We start from the raw sequence: 17,344 nt of genomic DNA, 5'->3' as shown, positions 1-17,344 counted from the left end.
CATGTGCGGTATTGCGGGCACCTACCACTGGCCCGACGGCCAGGCCGTGACCGAGCGGCTCACCGAGACCCTCGCCCACCGCGGCCCGGACGGCTCGGGCACCTACAGCCACACGGCGGGCACAGGTGAGGTGCACCTCGGCCATCGCAGGCTGGCCATCATCGACCTGTCCGAGAACGGCGCCCAGCCGATGACCTCGGACGGGCTCGCCCTCACGTACAACGGGGAGCTGTACAACGCGCCCGAACTCCGGGCCGAACTCCGGGCCGCGGGCGTACGGTTCCGCGGAACCTCCGACACCGAGGTGCTCCTTGAGGCCTGGCGGCGCTGGGGGACCGGCTGTCTGCCGCGGCTGCGCGGCATGTTCGCCTTCGCCGTGTTCGACGAGCGGACCGGTGAACTGGTCCTCGCCCGCGACCAGCTGGGCATCAAGCCGCTGTTCCTGCTGCGCCGCGGCGACGGCCTCGTCTTCGCGTCCGAGCTGAAGGCGCTCGCGGGCGTGCGCGGCGCCAAGCTGCAGGTCGACCCGGCCGCGCTGGTGGCCTCGCTGCTCTACTACTGGGTGCCGGACTCGCGGTGCGCCTACGAGGAGGCCGAGAAGCTGCCACCGGGCAGCTGGCTGCGGGTCCGCCCCGACGGCTCGGTGACGCGCGGAACGTACTGGAGGCTCAAGGACGTCGCGGCCGAGGCGCGGCACGGTGCGCAGCCCGATCTCGCCGCCGTCGTCGAGGAGTCGACGCGCAAGCATCTGCTCTCCGACGTGCCCGTGGCGACCTTCCTCTCCGGCGGCCTGGACTCCAGCTACCTGACCGCGCTCGCCGCCCGCCACCAACCCGGCATCTCCGCCTACACGATCGGATTCCGGGCCGCGGACGCCAAGTTCGAGGCGATGCCCGACGACCTCACGTACGCGCGGCAGGTGGCGCGGCGCTTCGGTGTCGAGCTGCACGAGATCGAGATCGCGCCGGACGTCCTCGACCTGCTGCCGCGGATGACCTACCACCTGGACGAGCCGATCGGCGATCCCGCGGCGATCAACACCTATCTGATCTGCTCGGCCGCCCGCGACGCCGGGATCAAGGTGATGCTCTCGGGGATGGGCGCCGACGAACTCTTCGCCGGGTACCGCAAGCACCTCGCCAACCTGCTCGCCCTGCGCTACCAGCGCGTCCCGCGGCCGCTGCGGCGCGCGGCGGCGGGCGCCGTGGACCGGCTGCCGGTCGCGGGGTCCAAGCGCGGCTACCGGTCCGTGCGGTTCGCGAAACGGTTCCTGTCCTTCGCGGAACTCCCCGAGGAGACGGCGTTCCGGCGCAGCTACACGATGTACGACCGCGACGCACTGCTCGCACTCATCGACCCGGATCTGGCCCCGACGGTCGACGACGTCCTCGGCGAGCACGCGGACGTGTACGCGGACAACACGCTCGACGACTTCGTGAACCGGATGTGCCTGGCCGACGCCCGGATGTTCCTGCCGGGCCTCAACCTCGCCTACACCGACCGCTCCAGCATGGCCGCGTCCACCGAAGTCCGGGTGCCGTACGTGGACGTCGAGGTCGTGAAGGCGGCGTTCGCCTACCCGGGCCGGCGCAAGATCGCGGGTCGGCAGTCCAAGGCCGTCCTCAAGGACGCGGCCCTCACCGTCCTGCCCCGCGAGATCGTGCACCGGCCCAAGGGCCTGTTCAGCGCGCCGCTGCGGGCCTGGATGAGCCGGGACCTCGCACCGCTGGTGCAGGAGGTCATCCACGACGGCGAACTGGTCCGGTCCGGGTTCCTGCGCCGTGACGCCCTGCGGCGGCTCGCCGCCGAGGACGCCGCGGGCGCGCAGGACCACTCCAAACATCTATGGCATGTCCTGACCCTCGAGTACTGGTATCGCGGCGCGACTTCTGGGGAGCTTCGGTGAAACAGGTGGTGCAGAACTACAAGAGCGGCGAGCTGGCCCTGCTCGACGTCCCCGTACCGGGCTGCAAGCCGGGCGGGGTGCTCGTGCGGACCGCGTACTCGCTGATCTCCACCGGGACCGAGCTGATGAAGGTCTCCGAGGCCGGGATGACGATGCTCGGCAAGGCCCGCTCACGGCCCGACCAGGTCGCCAAGGTCGTCCAGTCCGTGGCCACGAACGGGCTGCCCGCCACGTACCGCAAGGTGATGGGCAAGCTCGACTCCTATACGCCGCTGGGCTATTCGCTGTGCGGGATCGTCGAGCAGGTCGGCGCCGGCATCGACGACGTGGCGGTCGGCGACGTGGTGGCGTGCGCGGGCAACGAGCACGCGCTGCACGCCGAGGTGAACTGGGTGCCGAAGCACCTCTACGCCAAGGTGCCGGACGCCCTCGCGCCCGAGCACGCCGCGTTCGGTACCGTCGGCTCGATCGCTCTGCAGGGCGTGCGCCGCGGTGAACCGCAGCTCGGCGAGGTGGCGCTGGTCATCGGCCTCGGTCTGATCGGCCAGTTGGTGGTGCAGCTGCTCGACGCCGCGGGTGTACGGGTCGTCGGCGCGGACCCCGACCCGGAGCGCTGCGCCCTCGCCGAGCGGCTCGGTGCGGTGGCCTGCGGGGACCCCGGTTCCGCGGCCGTCGAGGCGGCGGTCGCCGAGCTCACCGACGGGTACGGCGCCGACCAGGTGTATCTGGCCGCGGGCGGCAGCAGCAACCAACCCGTCGAGCTGGCCGCCCGGTTGAGCCGGGACCGCGGCCGGGTCGTCGACATCGGCAAGTGCAGCCTCGACCTGCCGTGGAACGCGTACTACGAGAAGGAACTCGACGTCCGCTTCTCGCGCTCGTACGGACCCGGGCGCTATGACCCCTCGTACGAGATCGAAGGCCGTGACTATCCGATCGGCTATGTGCGCTGGACCGAGCGGCGCAACCTCGCGTGCTTCCTCGATCTGGCGGCCCGCGGCCGCATCGACGTGGCGCCGCTGGTCTCGCATGTCGCCGCGTTCGAGGACGCCGTCGAGACGTACCGGAGCCTGGAGGAAGGGGAGTTGAAGGCGGTCGCCGTGCTGTTCCGGTATCCGGAACGGGACCGGCCCACGGCCCAGGTGGACGTTCCCGTGATCAAGCCGCGGCTGAGCCCGGTGCGCACCGCGAAGACGCCTGTCCGGCTGGCCTTCGTAGGCGCCGGCAACTACGCCACATCGATGCTGCTGCCGCACCTCGTGGGCCGCGACGGTGTGGATCTGTCGACCGTCGTCACCACGACCGCGCTGTCCGCCGCCAACGCCGAGCGCAAGTTCGGCTTCGCCCGCGCCACCACCGACCTCGACACGGTGCTCGGTGACCCCGACATCGACGCGGTGTTCGTCGTCACCCGGCACAGCTCGCACGCCGCCCTGACCCGCAAGGCGCTGCTCGCCGGGAAGGCCGTGTTCGTGGAGAAGCCGCTCGCCCTCACCGAGGACGAGCTGGCCGATGTGCTCAAGGCCGTCGAGGAGTCGGGGAACGACCGGCTGCAGGTCGGCTTCAACCGCCGCTTCTCGCCGCTGCTCAAGGAGGCCAAGCGGCGCTTCGGCGAACGCACCGGACCCGCGAGCCTGCGCTACCTCGTCAACGCCGGGCGGCTCGACCACGGCAGCTGGTATCTGCGGCAGAGCACCGAGGGCAGCCGCTTCACCGGCGAGGGCGGCCACTTCATCGACACCGCGAGCTGGCTCCTGGACGCCGATCCCGTCTCCGTATACGCGGCGGCAGCGACGTCAGCGACCTCTGCCGACGATCTGCAGATCGTGCTCCGCTACCCCGACGACTCCACCGCCACGCTCAGCTACGTCACCACCGGCTCGTCCGCCTACCCCAAGGAGACCCTCGACCTCCTCGCCGACGGGAAGGTGCTGCGCTTCGACGACTTCGTGCGCGCCTCGGTGTACGGCCGCAAGCGGTGGGTGAGTTCACGGCTGCCGAAGGCCAGGGACAAGGGGCAGAATGCCGAACTCGCCGCGTTCGTACGGGCCGTGCGGACCGGCGGGCCGATGCCCGTGCCGCTGCGGTCGCTCATCGCCACCACCACGGCCACGCTCGCCGTGCGCACCGCGCTCGCGGGCGGCGCCCCCGTCACGTTGGCGAGGACGCGATGAGCATGGGCGCCGTCTGGTACGCGCGGCGGCTGTCGCGGATGGGGCCGCGGGAGGTCGGCGGGCGGGCCGTCGACGCTGCGCGCCGCCGGCTGTGGCGCACCGCGCGGCCGCACGTACCGCAGGCCGCCGGCGCCCGCTTCACGGCCGCGCTGCCCGCGGGGGCGCTCGCCGACGTGCCCGCGGACGCCTCGAAACGCCTGATCGCCGAGGCCGAGCGGCTGATGGCCGGACGCGCCACGTACTTCGGCGTCGAGCGGGACGACATGACCGACCCCGACTGGTCGCTGGACCCGAGGACCGGGCTGCGCGCCCCCGCGGACTACGCCTTCGACGTGCCGTACCGCCAGGAGGACCTGGTCGGGGACATCAAGCAGATCTGGGAGCCGTCCCGGCACCAGTACCTGACCGTGCTCGCCGCCGCCTACGCGCTGAGCGGCGACGAGCGGTACGCCGAGCGGGTCGCCGCGCACCTGCGGTCCTGGTGGGCGGCGAACCCGCCACTGCGCGGGGTGCACTGGGTCAGCGGCATCGAACTCGGCATCCGGCTCCTGTCCTGGGTGTGGATCCGGCGGCTGCTCGACGGCTGGCCGGGCGCGGCCGCGCTCTTCGAGGACAACCAGGTGGCGCGCCGGCAGATCTGGCACCACCAGCGCTGGCTCGCCGCGTTCCCCAGCCGCGGCTCGTCGGCCAACAACCACGTCATCGCCGAGGCGGCCGGACAGTTCGCGGCGGGCTGTGCGTTCCGCTGGTACCCGACGTCCGCGCGGTGGCGCACCGACGCGCTGCGGCAGCTCGACCGTCAGCTGCGCGCCAACACCTTCCCGTCCGGGCTCAACCGGGAGCTGGCCACCGAGTACCACGGTCTCGTCCTGGAGCTCGGGCTCGCGGCCCTGGCCGAGGCGGACATCGCGGGGGTGCCCGTCCCGGCCACGACCCGGCTCGTTCTGCTGCGGATGACCGACGCGCTCGCCGCGGTCGTCGACCGCAGGCTGCGGCCGCCGCGGCAGGGCGACGCCGACGACGGGCACGGGCTGATCCTGGACGGTGCGGGCACCGACCGCTGGGGCTCGCTCCTGGCCACCGGCGAGGCGGTGTTCGGACGGCTCGGCTGGTGGCCCGAGGTCCCCGGCACCGATGTCCGAACGCCCCTGCTCGCCGCGCTGATCCGCCGCTTCGACCGGACCGTGCACCGGCCCGCGACCCGCCCGTCGCGCTTCGCAGACGCCGGCATGACGATCCTGCGGGCACCGGGGGAGATCTGGTGCCGCTGCGACGGCGGACCGCACGGCTTCCTCTCGATCGCCGCCCACGCACACGCCGACGCGCTGTCCGTGGAGGTACGGCACGACGGCGTCGACGTGCTCGCCGACCCGGGCACGTACTGCTATCACGGGCAGCCGGAGTGGCGGAGCTACTTCCGTTCGACGCTCGGCCACAACACCCTGCAGCTCGACGACCGCGACCAGTCCACCTCCGGCGGGCCCTTCCTGTGGACCCGGCACGCCCGCACCCGGGTCCTCGCCGACGGGCCCGAGCGCTGGTCCGCCGAGCACGACGGCTACCAGCCGTCCGTGCACCGCCGCGATGTCGAACTCGCCGCCGAACAATCCGAGTTACGGGTCTTCGACGAGGTGCGCGGTCCGCACCGCACCGTGCGCCTCGCCTTCCACCTCGGGCCGACGATCACCGCCGAGCTCCAAGGCAACCGGGCCCATCTGCGCTGGACCCGCGACGGCGACGACCGCTCCGCCGTGCTCGACCTGCCCGGTCAGCTGACCTGGCAGGCGCACCACGGCGAGAGCGACCCGCCGCTCGGCTGGTACTCCGCGGGCTTCGGCCGCAAGGAGCCCGCCACGACGCTGGTCGGCACGGGCTTCACCGACGGCACCCAGGGATTCACGACCGTACTCAGGTTCCACGGATAGCAGGACCGGACTCAGATTCCATGGAGAGCAGGCCAGGGGGATACGTGCGCAACACAAGGCGGCACCGGATGTGGCCGGCGGCACTGCTGCTGTCGGCCCTCCTCGCCGCGTCCGGCTGTACGAGCACGCCGGGCGACGAGCCGGGCAAACCCGGCGGTGAGCCGCCTGCGTCCAAGGCACCCGGTTCCGCACAGCAGGCCGTGGCCCGCGTGTGCGCCGAGCCGAAGGCCGGGCCGGAGAAGGCGCCGAAGGGTGCGGTGACCGTCGACCCGGGGAAGACCGGCGACCTCACGGCCAAGACGGAGAGCAGCCCGCCCGGCACCACGTTCTGGCTGCGCCCCGGCAAGCACCGGCTCACCCCCGACCGGTACGCGCAGGTCATCCCCAAGAAGGGCAACCGCTATCTCGGCGCCCCGGGTGCGGTGCTCGACGGCGCGAAGACCAACCAGTACGCGTTCGGCGGCGACGCGGCCGACGTCACCCTCGCCCATCTCACCGTGCAGGGCTTTGCGGCCCCGCACAACGAAGGCGTCGTCAACCACGACTCGGCCGACGGCTGGGTCATCGAGCACTCGGTCATCCAGCGCAACTCCGGTGCCGGACTGATGGCGGGCGCCCGTCAGCAGGTCCGCTCCAACTGCCTGCGTGACAACGGCCAGTACGGCCTCAACGCGTACAAGTCCGGTGATGCCATCAAGGACCTCGTGGTCACCGGCAACGAGATCACCGGGAACAACACGGGCGACTGGGAGCGCAAGCAGCCCGGCTGCGGCTGCACGGGCGGCGTCAAGTTCTGGGCCGTCGACGGCGCCGACGTACGCGGCAACTGGGTGCACGACAACCGCGGCACGGGCCTGTGGGCCGACACCAACAACAACGATTTCCGTATCGAGAAGAACGTCATCGAGAACAACGACGGCGCCGCGCTCATCTACGAGACCAGCTACAACGCCGTCATCCGCGACAACACCATCCGCCGCAACAACTGGGTCGACGGCCGCCGCAGCGCCAAGGACGGCGACAACTTCCCGTTCGCGACGCTCTATCTCTCCGAGTCCGGCGGCGAACCGCGCGTCGAGGCCCGTACCGACAAGATCGAGGTCTACGGCAACCTCCTGGAGAACAACTGGTCCGGGATCACCCTGTGGGAGAACGCCGACCGCTTCTGCAACAGCCCCGCCAACACGTCGTCCGGCGACTGCACGCTCCTGGTCAAGGACACCGAGCGCTGCGCGCAGCCCGCGATCTCCAAGAAACCGCTGTACGCGGACTGCCGCTGGAAGACCCAGCGCGTGGACGTGCACAGCAACCGCTTCGTCCTCGACACCTCCGTCGTCAAGTGCAAGGACAAGTGCGGCCGGATGGCGGTCCTCGCCAACTACGGCACGTTCCCCGACTGGTCGCCGTACAAGGGCGAACGGGTCGCCGAGGCGGTCACGCGCAAGCAGCAGAACCGCTGGTACGACAACATCTACCGCGGTCCGTGGAGCTTCATCGCCAACGACCCGAGCACCGTGCTCGACTTCAAGGAGTGGCAGTCCAAGCCGTACGGGCAGGACGAGGGCAGCAGCTTCCGTGCGCGGGACGGTGGTTGAGATGGCCACCGAAGCCGTACCGGCACAGGACACCCAGGACACCCAGGACACCCAGGCGGCGCAGGAGCGTCCGCCGCGGATCGCCGGCATCGCGTGGGGCCTGCTGATCCTCAACACGCTGGGTTCCGCGGGCGCGGAGACCATCGTGCCGCTGCCGCGCTCCCTCATCCAGATGGCCACCATGGGCGCCCTGGTCGCCGCGTTCGCCCTCGCGCTTGCCGCCAATCTGCGGCTGCGGATCCGGCCCAGCGCCTACGTCCTGCTGCTCACCCTGCTCCTCGTGCCCAGCGTGCTCTCCAGCGCGGAACTGGAGGCCGGGTTCGGCGCGCTGTTCCGCTGCGGCCGGTTCGCGCTGTTCGTCGCGACGCTGTGGCTGCTCACCCGCTGGTGGGGCGCCGGCGAGACCTTCGTCCGCACCCATATCCGGGTCTACTTCATGGTGCTCGGATCGGTGGCCGCGGGCCTGCTGATCTCCCCGGGCGCCGCGATGCCCGGTCTCTACGGCGGCCGGCTCGTCGGTGCGCTGTGGCCGCTGACGCCGCCGCAGATCGGCCAGTACGCGGCCGTGATCATCGGGCTCACCACGCTGCTGCTCCTCGGCCGTCGCACCGACCGTATGAGCGCGGCCTTCGTGATCGTCCCCTCGCTGGTGCTGCTCGCGCTGACCCACACCCGCACGGCGACGCTGGGGCTGCTCGTCGGCCTGGTGGTGGCGGTCGGGTCGCTGGTCCTGACCAGCGCCGCCGCGCGCCGGTTCTTCACCTGGGCCGTGGCGGTGGCCGTCGTGGCGGGGGTCGCGTTCGCGTCCGCGCTGCAGGCGTGGTTCCTGCGCGGGCAGAGCCAGGAGTACTTCACCAGCCTCACCGGCCGCGCCAAGGTCTGGGACGCGCTGCTCGCCGAACCGCGCACCACATCGGAGCAGCTGTTCGGCATGGGGCTCGGCGACAAGTCCTTCGGCGGTCTGCCCATCGACAACAGCTGGCTGGCCGTCTACCACGAGCAGGGCCTCACCGGGATCGTGATCGTCTCGGCGGTCTTCCTCGTCCTCGGCACGGTGGCGCTGCTCCGGCCGCCGTCCCTGGCCCGGGCCGCCGCGCTGTTCCTGATCACGTACTGCGCGATGGCCTCGTACACCGAGGCGGGACTCGGCGACGCCTCGCCGTATCTGCTCCATCTGGCGCTCGCCGCCTCGCTGGTGGCGGCGCCCGCCCGGCCGGTCGACGTCCCGGAGATCCCCCGGCGCCGCATCCCGCGCTGGGCCCGGCGCCCGGAGGTGCGCTGAGCATGCACATCGTCGTGGTGCACAACCGCTACGCGTCGGCGCAGCCGAGCGGAGAGAACAACGTCGTCGACCAGGAGGTGGCGCTGCTGCGCGCGGCCGGACACCGCGTGGAGCTGTTCGAGCGCCGCAGTGACGACATCCACACACGGTCGCTGCCCGGCAAGGCGGCGGTCCCGCTGCTCGTGCCCTGGCATCCGGGCGTCCGCCGGGAGCTGGCGGCCCGGCTGCGCGCCGACCGGCCCGACGTGGTGCACGTCCACAACGTCTTCCCGCTCCTGTCGCCGTCGGTCCTGGCCGCCTGCGCGGACACCGGGGTGCCGGTCGTGGCCACGCTGCACAACTACACCCAGGTCTGCCCGCCCGGGACCCTGCAGCGCGACGGGCAGGCGTGCACGGAGTGCGTCGGCCGGTCGCCGCTGCCCGCCGTACGGCACGGCTGCTACCGCGGCTCACGGCTCGCGACCGTGCCGCTCGCGGTGAGCCTGCGCGCCAACCGGCGCCGCTGGTGGTCCGGCGTGGACCGCTTCCTGTGCATCTCGGCGGCGCAGCGCGACGTCCTGGTGGCGGCCGGGATGCCCGCGGAACGGCTCGCCGTCAAGCACAACTTCGTGCCCGAGCCGGGCCGTTCACGCAGCGGGGACGGTGAGCATCTGCTGTACCTCGGGCGGCTCGCGGAGCCCAAGGGCGTACGGCTCCTGATGACCGCGTGGGACGCGCTGGCCGCGGACGGCGGTGCGGGTGTCCCGCTGATGATCGCCGGTACGGGGCCGCTGGAGTCGGAGGTGAGGGCCTGGGCGGCCGGACGCGACGACGTGCGGTACATGGGGCTCCTCGACCAGGAGCAGTCACGCGACGCCATCGCCCGCGCCGTCGCGGTCGTCGCCCCCTCGACCTGGCTGGAGGCCTTCGGCCTGGTGGTCGTGGAGGCGATGGCCGCCGGGGTGCCCGCCGTGGCCGCCGGGCACGGCGCCTTCGCCGAGCTCGTCGAGGACGGAAAGACCGGGCTGCTGCACCGGCCACGCGACGCGGAGTCGCTCGCGGCCGGTCTGCGCCGGGCCACCGCGGAACCGGACCGCAACCGGGAGTGGGGCGAGGCGGCCCGGCGCCGCTACGCCCGCGACTTCGGACCGGAGGTCGGCCTCGAGCGCCTGCTCGACGCGTACCGGACGGTCATGGCGCAACGAACCGTAGGAAACCTGGGGGACAGCAGATGACACGATGCCGACTCTGCGGCTCGGCGGCGCTGGAGAGCGTCGTCGACCTGGGGGCGACCCCGCCGTGCGAGAGCTTTCTCGCGGCGGACGAACTGGACCGGCCCGAACCCGCGTACCCGCTGCACCTGCGGGTCTGCACGGAGTGCCGGCTGGCGCAGATCCCGCCGCTGATCACCCCCGAGGAGACCTTCACGCAGTACGCGTACTTCTCCTCGTACTCGACGTCGTGGGTGGAGCACGCCCGCACCTACGTCGCCGACACGGTGCAGCGCCTCGATCTGCGCGCCGAGCGGTCCTTCGTCGTCGAAGTCGCCAGCAACGACGGATACTTGCTGCGCCACCTCGTGGACCGCGACATCCGCTGCCTCGGCATCGAACCCTCCGTGAACGTGGGCGCCGCGGCCCGCGAGAAGGGCGTGCCCACGCACACCGCGTTCCTCGACCCGGAGACCGGCGCGGCGGTGCGCGCCGAGCACGGGCCCGCGGACCTGGTCGTCGCGAACAACGTGTACGCACACATCCCCGACGTCATCGGCTTCACCCAGGGGCTGCGCGCGCTGGTCGCCGACGACGGCTGGGTCTCCATCGAGGTGCAGCATCTGCTGACGCTGATCGAGGAGAACCAGTACGACACGATCTACCACGAGCACTTCCAGTACTACACGGTCGCCTCCGCGATCCGCGCCCTCGCGAGCGGCGGACTCGCCCTGGTGGACGTCGAGTTGCTGCCCACGCACGGCGGCTCGCTGCGGCTGTGGGCGCGGCCCGCCGAGACGGCGGGCGCACCTGGCCGGCGCGTCGCCGAGGTACTCGACCGGGAGAAGGCCGCCGGGCTGCACGAGTCGACCGGGTACACGGCGTTCGGCGCCCGGGTCGCCAAGGTGCGCCGCGATCTGCTGCGCTTCCTCATCGAAGCGGCCGAGCGCGGCGAGCGGGTCGTCGGCTACGGCGCCCCCGGCAAGGGCAACACCCTGCTCAACCACTGCGGCATCCGCCCCGACCTGCTCGCGTACACCGTCGACCGGAACCCCTACAAGCACGGCCGGTTCACACCCGGCACCCGCATCCCCGTCCTCGCACCCGAACAGATCGCCGCCGACCGGCCGGACTACGTCCTCGTCCTGCCGTGGAACCTGCGCGCCGAACTGACCGAGCAGCTTTCGTACATCCATGAATGGGGCGGCCGGCTCGTCTTCCCCATCCCGGAACTGAGCATTGTCGAGGTGACGCCATGAAGGTCGTCCTGTTCTGCGGCGGTTACGGCATGCGGATGCGCAGCGGATCCTCCGACGACGTGCCCAAGCCGATGGCGATGGTCGGACCGCGGCCGCTGATCTGGCATGTGATGCGCTACTACGCGTACTTCGGGCACACCGAGTTCATCCTGTGCCTGGGCTACGGAGCCCACCACATCAAGGACTTCTTCCTGCACTACGAGGAGACCACCTCCAACGACTTCGTGCTGCGCGGCGGCCGCACCGAACTGCTCTCCACCGACATCGCCGACTGGACGATCACCTTCGCGCAGACCGGCATCGAGTCCCCGATCGGCGAGCGGCTGCGCCGGGTGCGCCACCACCTCGACGGCGACGAGATGTTCCTCGCCAACTACGCCGACGTCCTCACCGACGCCCCACTGCCCGAGATGATCGACTCGTTCACGCGGCGCGACGCCGGGGCGTCGATGATGGTCGTGCCGCCGCAGTCCTCGTTCCACTGCGTGGACCTCGGCGAGGACGGTCTCGTCGGCGGGATCACCGCGGTGAGCGAACTGCCGCTGTGGGAGAACGGCGGCTACTTCGTGCTCCGCCAGGAGATCTTCGACCACATACCCGAGGGCGGCGACCTGGTCGCCGACGGCTGCGGCCAACTCGCCAAGCGGGGACGGCTCGTGGCGCACCAGCACCGCGGCTTCTGGAAGCCGACCGACACCGTGAAGGAACGGGCCGCCCTGGACGCCGCCTACGCGCGCGGCGAGCGGCCCTGGGCGCTGTGGGAGCGGGACGGCGCGGGGGTGGGCGCGTGATCCGCCTGACCGCCGCGGGCCCCGACCGGATCGTCGCGGTGGGCGCCCACTGCGACGACCTGGCGATCGGCGCGGGCGGCACCCTTCTCACCCTGTGCCGTACGCGGCCGGGGATCCGCGTCGACGTCCTCGTCCTGTCGGGCGGCGGCACCGAACGCGAGGACGAGGAACGGGCGGCGCTCGCCGCGTTCTGCCCCGGTGCCGACCTGCACCTCACCGTTCTGAAGCTGCCGGACGGACGGCTGCCCGCGCACTGGGAGGAGGCCAAGGCCGCCGTCGAGGAACTACGCGCGGGGACCGCGCCCCAACTGGTCCTCGCGCCCCGCACCGACGACGCCCACCAGGACCACCGCGGTCTCGCCCGGCTCATGACGACCGCGTTCCGCGACCATCTCGTCCTCGGCTACGAGATCGCCAAATGGGACGGCGACCTCGGCCGCCCGGTCGCCTACCAGCCGCTGCCCGAGGACATCGCGCACGACAAGGCGCGGCTCCTGGAGGAGCACTACCCCTCGCAGCACCACCGCTCCTGGTACGACCGCGAGGCCTTCCTCGGCCTCGCCCGGATCCGCGGCATCGAATGCCATGAGCGCTACGCCGAGGCCTTCGCCGTCACCAAACTCACTCTCAACCTGGGGGGTTGAAACCGTGCGCGTACTGCTCACCGGGCACCAGGGCTACCTGGGCACCGTCATGGCCCCGGTCCTCGCCGCCGCCGGACACGAGGTCGTCGGGCTCGACGCCGGACTGTTCGCCGACTGCGTCCTCGGTCCTCGGCCCGCTGATCCGCCGGGCCACCGCGTCGACCTGCGCGACGTCACGGCCGAGCACGTGGCCGGTGTGGACGCCGTGATCCATCTCGCGGCGCTCTCCAACGACCCGCTGGGCTCGCTGGCGCCCCAGCTCACGTACGACATCAACCACCACGCGTCCGTACGCCTCGCGCGCCTGGCCAAGGAGGCCGGGGTGCGGCGCTTCCTCTACGCGTCGACCTGTTCGGTGTACGGCGCCGCGGGCGGCGGTGAACTGGTCGGCGAGGACGCCCCGTTGCGGCCCGTGACGCCGTACGCGGAGTCGAAGGTCCGCGTCGAGGACGATCTACGGGCCCTCGCCGACGACGGCTTCAGTCCGGTATTCCTGCGCAACGCCACCGCCTTCGGGTACTCGCCCCGGCTGCGCGCCGACATCGTCCTCAACAACCTCGTGGGTCACGCCCTGCTGTCCGGCGAGGTCCTGGTGCTCTCCGACGGCACCCCGTGGCGGCCCCTGGTACACGCCGCCGACATCGCCCGCGCGTTCACCGCCGCCTTGGACGCACCCCGCGAGGCCGTGCACGCACGGGCCTTCAACATCGGCAGCGAGACCAACAACGTGACGGTCGCGGAGATCGCCGAGCAGGTCGCGGAGGCGGTCACCGGCGCGAAGGTGGTGATCACGGGGGAGACCGGCGCCGACCCGCGCTCGTACCGCGTGGACTTCTCCGCGTTCCGGGCCGCGATACCGGGCTTCGACTGCCAGTGGACAGTGAAGCGCGGCGCCCTCGAACTCGCCGACGCCTACCGTGCGTTCGGCATGAACCGCGAGGACTTCGAGCACCGCTACACACGGCTCGCGGTCCTGCGCGCGGCGAGCGAGGCGGGCACGGTCGACGCGTCGCTGCGGAGGTGCGTATGAGACAGGCGGGAGCGGAGGGGCCGGCCGACGGTCCGGGCGAGGCCATGCACGCGCTGGTCGAGCGGCTGTATCCGATCTGCCGCAGCATCACCGGCGACGGGGTCCGCGCCACCCTCGACATCATCGGCGAGTACCTGCCCCTGACGCGGCACGAGGTGCCGACCGGGACGCAGGTCCTCGACTGGACGGTGCCCGAGGAGTGGAACATCCGTGACGCGTACATCGCCGACGCGCACGGCCGGCGCGTCGTCGACTTCGCCGCGTCCAGCCTGCATGTCCTCGGCTACAGCGAGCCCGTCGCCACGACGCTGCCGCTGAGCGAGCTCCGCTCCCGCCTGCACACCCTGCCCGACCACCCCGACTGGATCCCGTACCGCACCAGCTACTACCGGCGGACCTGGGGCTTCTGCCTCAGTCAGAACACGCTCGACGCGCTGCCGGACGGCGACTACGAGGTACGGATCGACTCCACGCTCGCCGACGGTCACCTCTCCTACGCCGAGCACGTGATCCCCGGGCAGGTGCCCGACGAGGTGATCGTCTCCAGCCACGTCTGCCACCCGTCGCTCGCCAACGACAACCTGGCCGGGATCGCCGTCGCGACCCAGCTGGCGCTCGCGCTCGCCGCCGAAACCCCGTACTACACCTACCGGTTCCTCTTCGCGCCCGGCACCATCGGCGCGATCACCTGGCTCGCCCGCAACCAGGACCGCATCGACCGGGTCAAGCACGGCCTCGTCCTCGCCTGCGCCGGGGACCGGGGCGCCCTCACGTACAAACAGAGCCGGCGCGGCGACGCGGAGATCGACAAGGTGCTGCGGCATGTGCTCGCCGCCACCGAACGGCCGCACCACATCAAGGAGTTCACCCCCTACGGCTACGACGAGCGCCAGTTCTGCTCGCCGGGCTTCGACCTCGGCGTGGGCTCGCTCAGCCGCACCCCGTACGCGGGCTACCCCGAGTACCACACCTCCGCCGACAATCCTGACTTCGTCTCGGCGGCCGCGATGGCCGACACCCTCGCCGTCTGCCGCGAGGCCTTCGCCGTCCTCGACCGCAACCGGCGCTATATGAACCTCAGCCCCTACGGAGAACCGCAGCTCGGCCGACGCGGGTTGTACGCCTCGCTCGGCGGCCGCAGCGACGGGCAGGAGGCACAGCTGGCGATGCTCTGGGTGCTGAGCCTCTCCGACGGCGAGCACAGCCTCCTGGAGGTCGTCGACCGCTCGGGGCTGCCGTTCACCGCCGTCGCGGGCGCGGCCGACGCCCTGCACGCCGCCGGACTGATCAAGGCATGACGGCGATGACCACCGGGAGAGCCACGGCCGTCGACGGCGAGCAGGCACCGGCCACGCGCGGCGTCCTCGGCCGGCTGTCCTGGGGGCTCGCCGACCAGGCGGCCTCCAGCCTGACCAACTTCGCGGTGGGCATCTACGTCGCCCGCTCCCTCGGCCTCACCGCCTTCGGCGTCTTCAGCCTCGCGTGGGTGACGTACGGCGTCGTCCTGAACATCTCCCGCGGGCTGGCCACCGACCCGCTCGTGGTCCGCTTCAGCGCCGTTCCCCGCGCCATGTGGCGTACCGCCGTGGCGCGCGCCACGGGCACCGCTCTCTGCGTCGGTGTCGTGGTCGGCGCGGGCTGTCTGGCGGCCGGGCTCGCGCTCGGCGGGCGGGTCGGCTCCGCGTTCGCCGGGCTCGGGATCGTCCTGCCGGGGCTGCTGCTGCAGGACGCGTGGCGGTTCGCGTTCTTCGCGGCGGGCACCGGCCGCAAGGCGTTCGTGAACGACCTGGTGTGGGGGATCGCGCTCCTGCCCGCACTGCTGCTCGCCGCACGCGACGGCAGCGTCGCCGCATTCGTCGTCGCCTGGGGCGGATCCGCCGCCGTGGCCGCCGCCTACGGCTGCCTCCAGTGCCGTATCCGGCCCCGGCTCACGCGGGCCCGCGGCTGGCTGCGCGAGCAGCGCGACCTCGGCTACCGCTTCCTCGCCGAGAACGTCAGCCTCAGCGGCGCAGTCCAGCTGCGGGCGTACGGCCTGGGCGCGATCGTCGGGGTGAGCGCGGTGGGCGTGGTCCGCGGCGCCGAACTGCTGCTCGGCCCCTTCCTCGCCCTTCTGATGGGACTTTCCCTGGTCACGGTCGCCGAGGCGGCCCGTGTGCTGAAGCACGCACCGCACCGCCTCGCCCGGTTCTGTCTGCTGCTGAGCGTCGGACAGGCCGCGGCGGCCGTGCTCTGGGGAGTGGCCCTGCTGCTGATGCCCGACCGTGCCGGGGAGCTCGTGCTCGGCGACGTGTGGAGCGGTGCGGCGGGGCTCATCGTGCCGGTCACCCTCAGTGTCGCGGGCTCCGGCCTCGGCACCGGGGCGGCAGCGGGACTGCGCGCGCTCGGCGACGCGAAGCGCAGTCTGCGCAGTCAACTCTTCGCCTCCCTCTGCTATGTCGGCGGCGGGCTCGGCGGAGCGGCCGCGGCCGGTACGGCCGGTTCGGCCTGGGGGGTCGCCGCGGCGACCCTCGGCAGCTCGGCCGTGTGGTGGCTGCACCTGCGGTCGGCGCTGCGTGAGTACCACCAACCCCCCATCAGTGAAGTGAGGACGCCATGACCGCCCCACCCCGGCTGAGCATCGGCCTTCCCGTCTACAACGGCGAGCAGTATCTGGCCGAGTCCCTCGACGCCCTGCTCGGGCAGACCTACGAGGACTTCGAACTCGTCATCTCCGACAACGCCTCGACGGACGGCACCCAGGACATCTGCCGCAAGTACGCCGAGCAGGACACCCGGATCCGCTACATCAGGCTGCCCCGCAACATCGGCGCGGCACCCAACCACAACTACGTCTTCACCGAGTGCCGCGGCGAACTCTTCAAGTGGGCCTCCCACGACGACCTCTACGCCCGCGACCTCCTCGCGCGCTGCGTCGAAGCCCTCGACGAGCGGCCCGGGATCGTTCTCGCGCACGCGGGCCAGGCGGTCATCGACGGCGACGCCCGGATCAAGGTCCCGTACACCTACGGACTCGCGACCGACTCCCCGCACGCCCCGACGCGCTTTCGCAGTCTGCTCTTCGAGCCCGGCGGCGACGACTTCTACGGCGTGATGCGCGCCGCGATGCTGCGCCGCGTCAAGCCGCACGACAGCTACCACCACGCCGACCGCACCTTCGTCGCCGAGATCACCCTGCACGGCGCCTTCCACCAGGTGCCCGAGCTCCTCTACTTCCGCCGCGACCACCCCACGCGCGCCGAACGCGCCAACCCGTCCAAGCGCTCCCGCTGCGTCAACCTCGACCCGCGCCGCGCCGGCCCGCTGCACCCGACACCACGGCTGCTCGCCGAGTACGTCTGGGGCTTCGCCTCCGCGATCGGACGCGCCCCGCTGTCCTCCGGCGACCGCCGGGCCTGCCGCCGCCACCTCGCCGCATGGCTGACAAGCCGCGTGCGGCCGGGCGCCGGTGAACGCGTCGAGGACCGCACCCCGGTCGACCCGGCGCTGCTCACCCTCTCCGTGGACTCCCTCGTCGCCGGCCGCGAAGGCCGCTCGGGAGGCGGCGCGTGACG

The 17,344-nt window shown here is 71.9% G+C and carries 13 protein-coding genes; all 13 read left to right on the top strand.

The window, feature by feature from the left end; all coding sequences use genetic code 11:
• Position 1: 1 nt before the first annotated feature.
• The 13 genes from asnB (at position 2) to ACIBI4_RS01925 (ending at position 17,342) form a co-directional block, all read left to right on the top strand.
• A complete protein-coding gene (gene asnB, locus ACIBI4_RS01985) occupies positions 2-1,906 on the top strand; it encodes an asparagine synthase (glutamine-hydrolyzing) (RefSeq protein ID WP_399201567.1) in 1,905 nt (634 codons plus the stop codon).
• Positions 1,903-4,077: a bi-domain-containing oxidoreductase gene (locus ACIBI4_RS01980; protein ID WP_399201566.1), complete on the top strand. Its 2,175-nt coding sequence runs from the start codon at positions 1,903-1,905 to the stop codon at positions 4,075-4,077. The genes asnB and ACIBI4_RS01980 overlap by 4 nt, the downstream gene beginning before the upstream one ends.
• Entirely contained in the window at positions 4,074-6,002 is a 1,929-nt protein-coding gene (locus tag ACIBI4_RS01975; protein ID WP_399201565.1) for an alginate lyase family protein, read from the top strand. The genes ACIBI4_RS01980 and ACIBI4_RS01975 overlap by 4 nt, the downstream gene beginning before the upstream one ends.
• A gap of 68 nt (positions 6,003-6,070) precedes the next feature.
• A complete protein-coding gene (locus ACIBI4_RS01970) occupies positions 6,071-7,597 on the top strand; it encodes a right-handed parallel beta-helix repeat-containing protein (RefSeq protein WP_399201997.1) in 1,527 nt (508 codons plus the stop codon).
• Between the two features lies 1 nt (position 7,598).
• The gene (locus ACIBI4_RS01965) at positions 7,599-8,879 is read left to right on the top strand and encodes an O-antigen ligase domain-containing protein (RefSeq protein WP_399201564.1); all 1,281 of its coding nucleotides are present in this window, start codon (positions 7,599-7,601) and stop codon (positions 8,877-8,879) included.
• A gap of 2 nt (positions 8,880-8,881) precedes the next feature.
• Positions 8,882-10,093 carry a glycosyltransferase gene (locus tag ACIBI4_RS01960; protein WP_399201563.1) on the top strand — a complete coding sequence of 404 codons (1,212 nt, stop codon included), beginning with the start codon at positions 8,882-8,884 and terminating at the stop codon, positions 10,091-10,093.
• Positions 10,090-11,328: a class I SAM-dependent methyltransferase gene (locus ACIBI4_RS01955; protein WP_399201562.1), complete on the top strand. Its 1,239-nt coding sequence runs from the start codon at positions 10,090-10,092 to the stop codon at positions 11,326-11,328. The genes ACIBI4_RS01960 and ACIBI4_RS01955 overlap by 4 nt, the downstream gene beginning before the upstream one ends.
• Entirely contained in the window at positions 11,325-12,119 is a 795-nt protein-coding gene (locus ACIBI4_RS01950; RefSeq protein WP_399201561.1) for a glucose-1-phosphate cytidylyltransferase, read from the top strand. Before ACIBI4_RS01955 ends, ACIBI4_RS01950 begins: the two co-directional genes overlap by 4 nt.
• Entirely contained in the window at positions 12,116-12,763 is a 648-nt protein-coding gene (locus ACIBI4_RS01945; RefSeq protein WP_399201560.1) for a PIG-L deacetylase family protein, read from the top strand. The genes ACIBI4_RS01950 and ACIBI4_RS01945 overlap by 4 nt, the downstream gene beginning before the upstream one ends.
• A 4-nt stretch (positions 12,764-12,767) precedes the next feature.
• Positions 12,768-13,793 carry an NAD-dependent epimerase/dehydratase family protein gene (locus ACIBI4_RS01940; RefSeq protein WP_399201559.1) on the top strand — a complete coding sequence of 342 codons (1,026 nt, stop codon included), beginning with the start codon at positions 12,768-12,770 and terminating at the stop codon, positions 13,791-13,793.
• A complete protein-coding gene (locus ACIBI4_RS01935; RefSeq protein WP_399201558.1) occupies positions 13,790-15,091 on the top strand; it encodes a DUF4910 domain-containing protein in 1,302 nt (433 codons plus the stop codon). The genes ACIBI4_RS01940 and ACIBI4_RS01935 overlap by 4 nt, the downstream gene beginning before the upstream one ends.
• Positions 15,088-16,389: a hypothetical protein gene (locus tag ACIBI4_RS01930; protein ID WP_399201557.1), complete on the top strand. Its 1,302-nt coding sequence runs from the start codon at positions 15,088-15,090 to the stop codon at positions 16,387-16,389. The genes ACIBI4_RS01935 and ACIBI4_RS01930 overlap by 4 nt, the downstream gene beginning before the upstream one ends.
• On the top strand, positions 16,386-17,342 hold the full coding sequence (locus ACIBI4_RS01925; RefSeq protein ID WP_399201556.1) for a glycosyltransferase family 2 protein: 957 nt from the start codon (positions 16,386-16,388) through the stop codon (positions 17,340-17,342). The genes ACIBI4_RS01930 and ACIBI4_RS01925 overlap by 4 nt, the downstream gene beginning before the upstream one ends.
• The last annotated feature ends 2 nt before the right edge of the window (positions 17,343-17,344 follow it).

This window comes from Streptomyces sp. NPDC050418 (assembly GCF_044458745.1).
Taxonomy (GTDB): domain Bacteria; phylum Actinomycetota; class Actinomycetes; order Streptomycetales; family Streptomycetaceae; genus Streptomyces.
Note: the sequence above shows the minus strand (reverse complement) of the source record. Positions and strands in the feature narration are given on the sequence as shown.

Bases quoted from the DNA above. Each gene is read 5' to 3' on its own strand.
- asnB (WP_399201567.1), top strand. From the start codon at position 2: ATGTGCGGTATTGCGGGCACCTACCACTGGCCCGACGGCCAGGCCGTG.
- ACIBI4_RS01975 (WP_399201565.1), top strand. From the start codon at position 4,074: ATGAGCATGGGCGCCGTCTGGTACGCGCGGCGGCTGTCGCGGATGGGG.
- ACIBI4_RS01970 (WP_399201997.1), top strand. From the start codon at position 6,071: ATGTGGCCGGCGGCACTGCTGCTGTCGGCCCTCCTCGCCGCGTCCGGC.
- ACIBI4_RS01965 (WP_399201564.1), top strand. From the start codon at position 7,599: ATGGCCACCGAAGCCGTACCGGCACAGGACACCCAGGACACCCAGGAC.
- ACIBI4_RS01960 (WP_399201563.1), top strand. From the start codon at position 8,882: ATGCACATCGTCGTGGTGCACAACCGCTACGCGTCGGCGCAGCCGAGC.
- ACIBI4_RS01955 (WP_399201562.1), top strand. From the start codon at position 10,090: ATGACACGATGCCGACTCTGCGGCTCGGCGGCGCTGGAGAGCGTCGTC.
- ACIBI4_RS01950 (WP_399201561.1), top strand. From the start codon at position 11,325: ATGAAGGTCGTCCTGTTCTGCGGCGGTTACGGCATGCGGATGCGCAGC.
- ACIBI4_RS01935 (WP_399201558.1), top strand. From the start codon at position 13,790: ATGAGACAGGCGGGAGCGGAGGGGCCGGCCGACGGTCCGGGCGAGGCC.
- ACIBI4_RS01930 (WP_399201557.1), top strand. From the start codon at position 15,088: ATGACGGCGATGACCACCGGGAGAGCCACGGCCGTCGACGGCGAGCAG.
- ACIBI4_RS01925 (WP_399201556.1), top strand. From the start codon at position 16,386: ATGACCGCCCCACCCCGGCTGAGCATCGGCCTTCCCGTCTACAACGGC.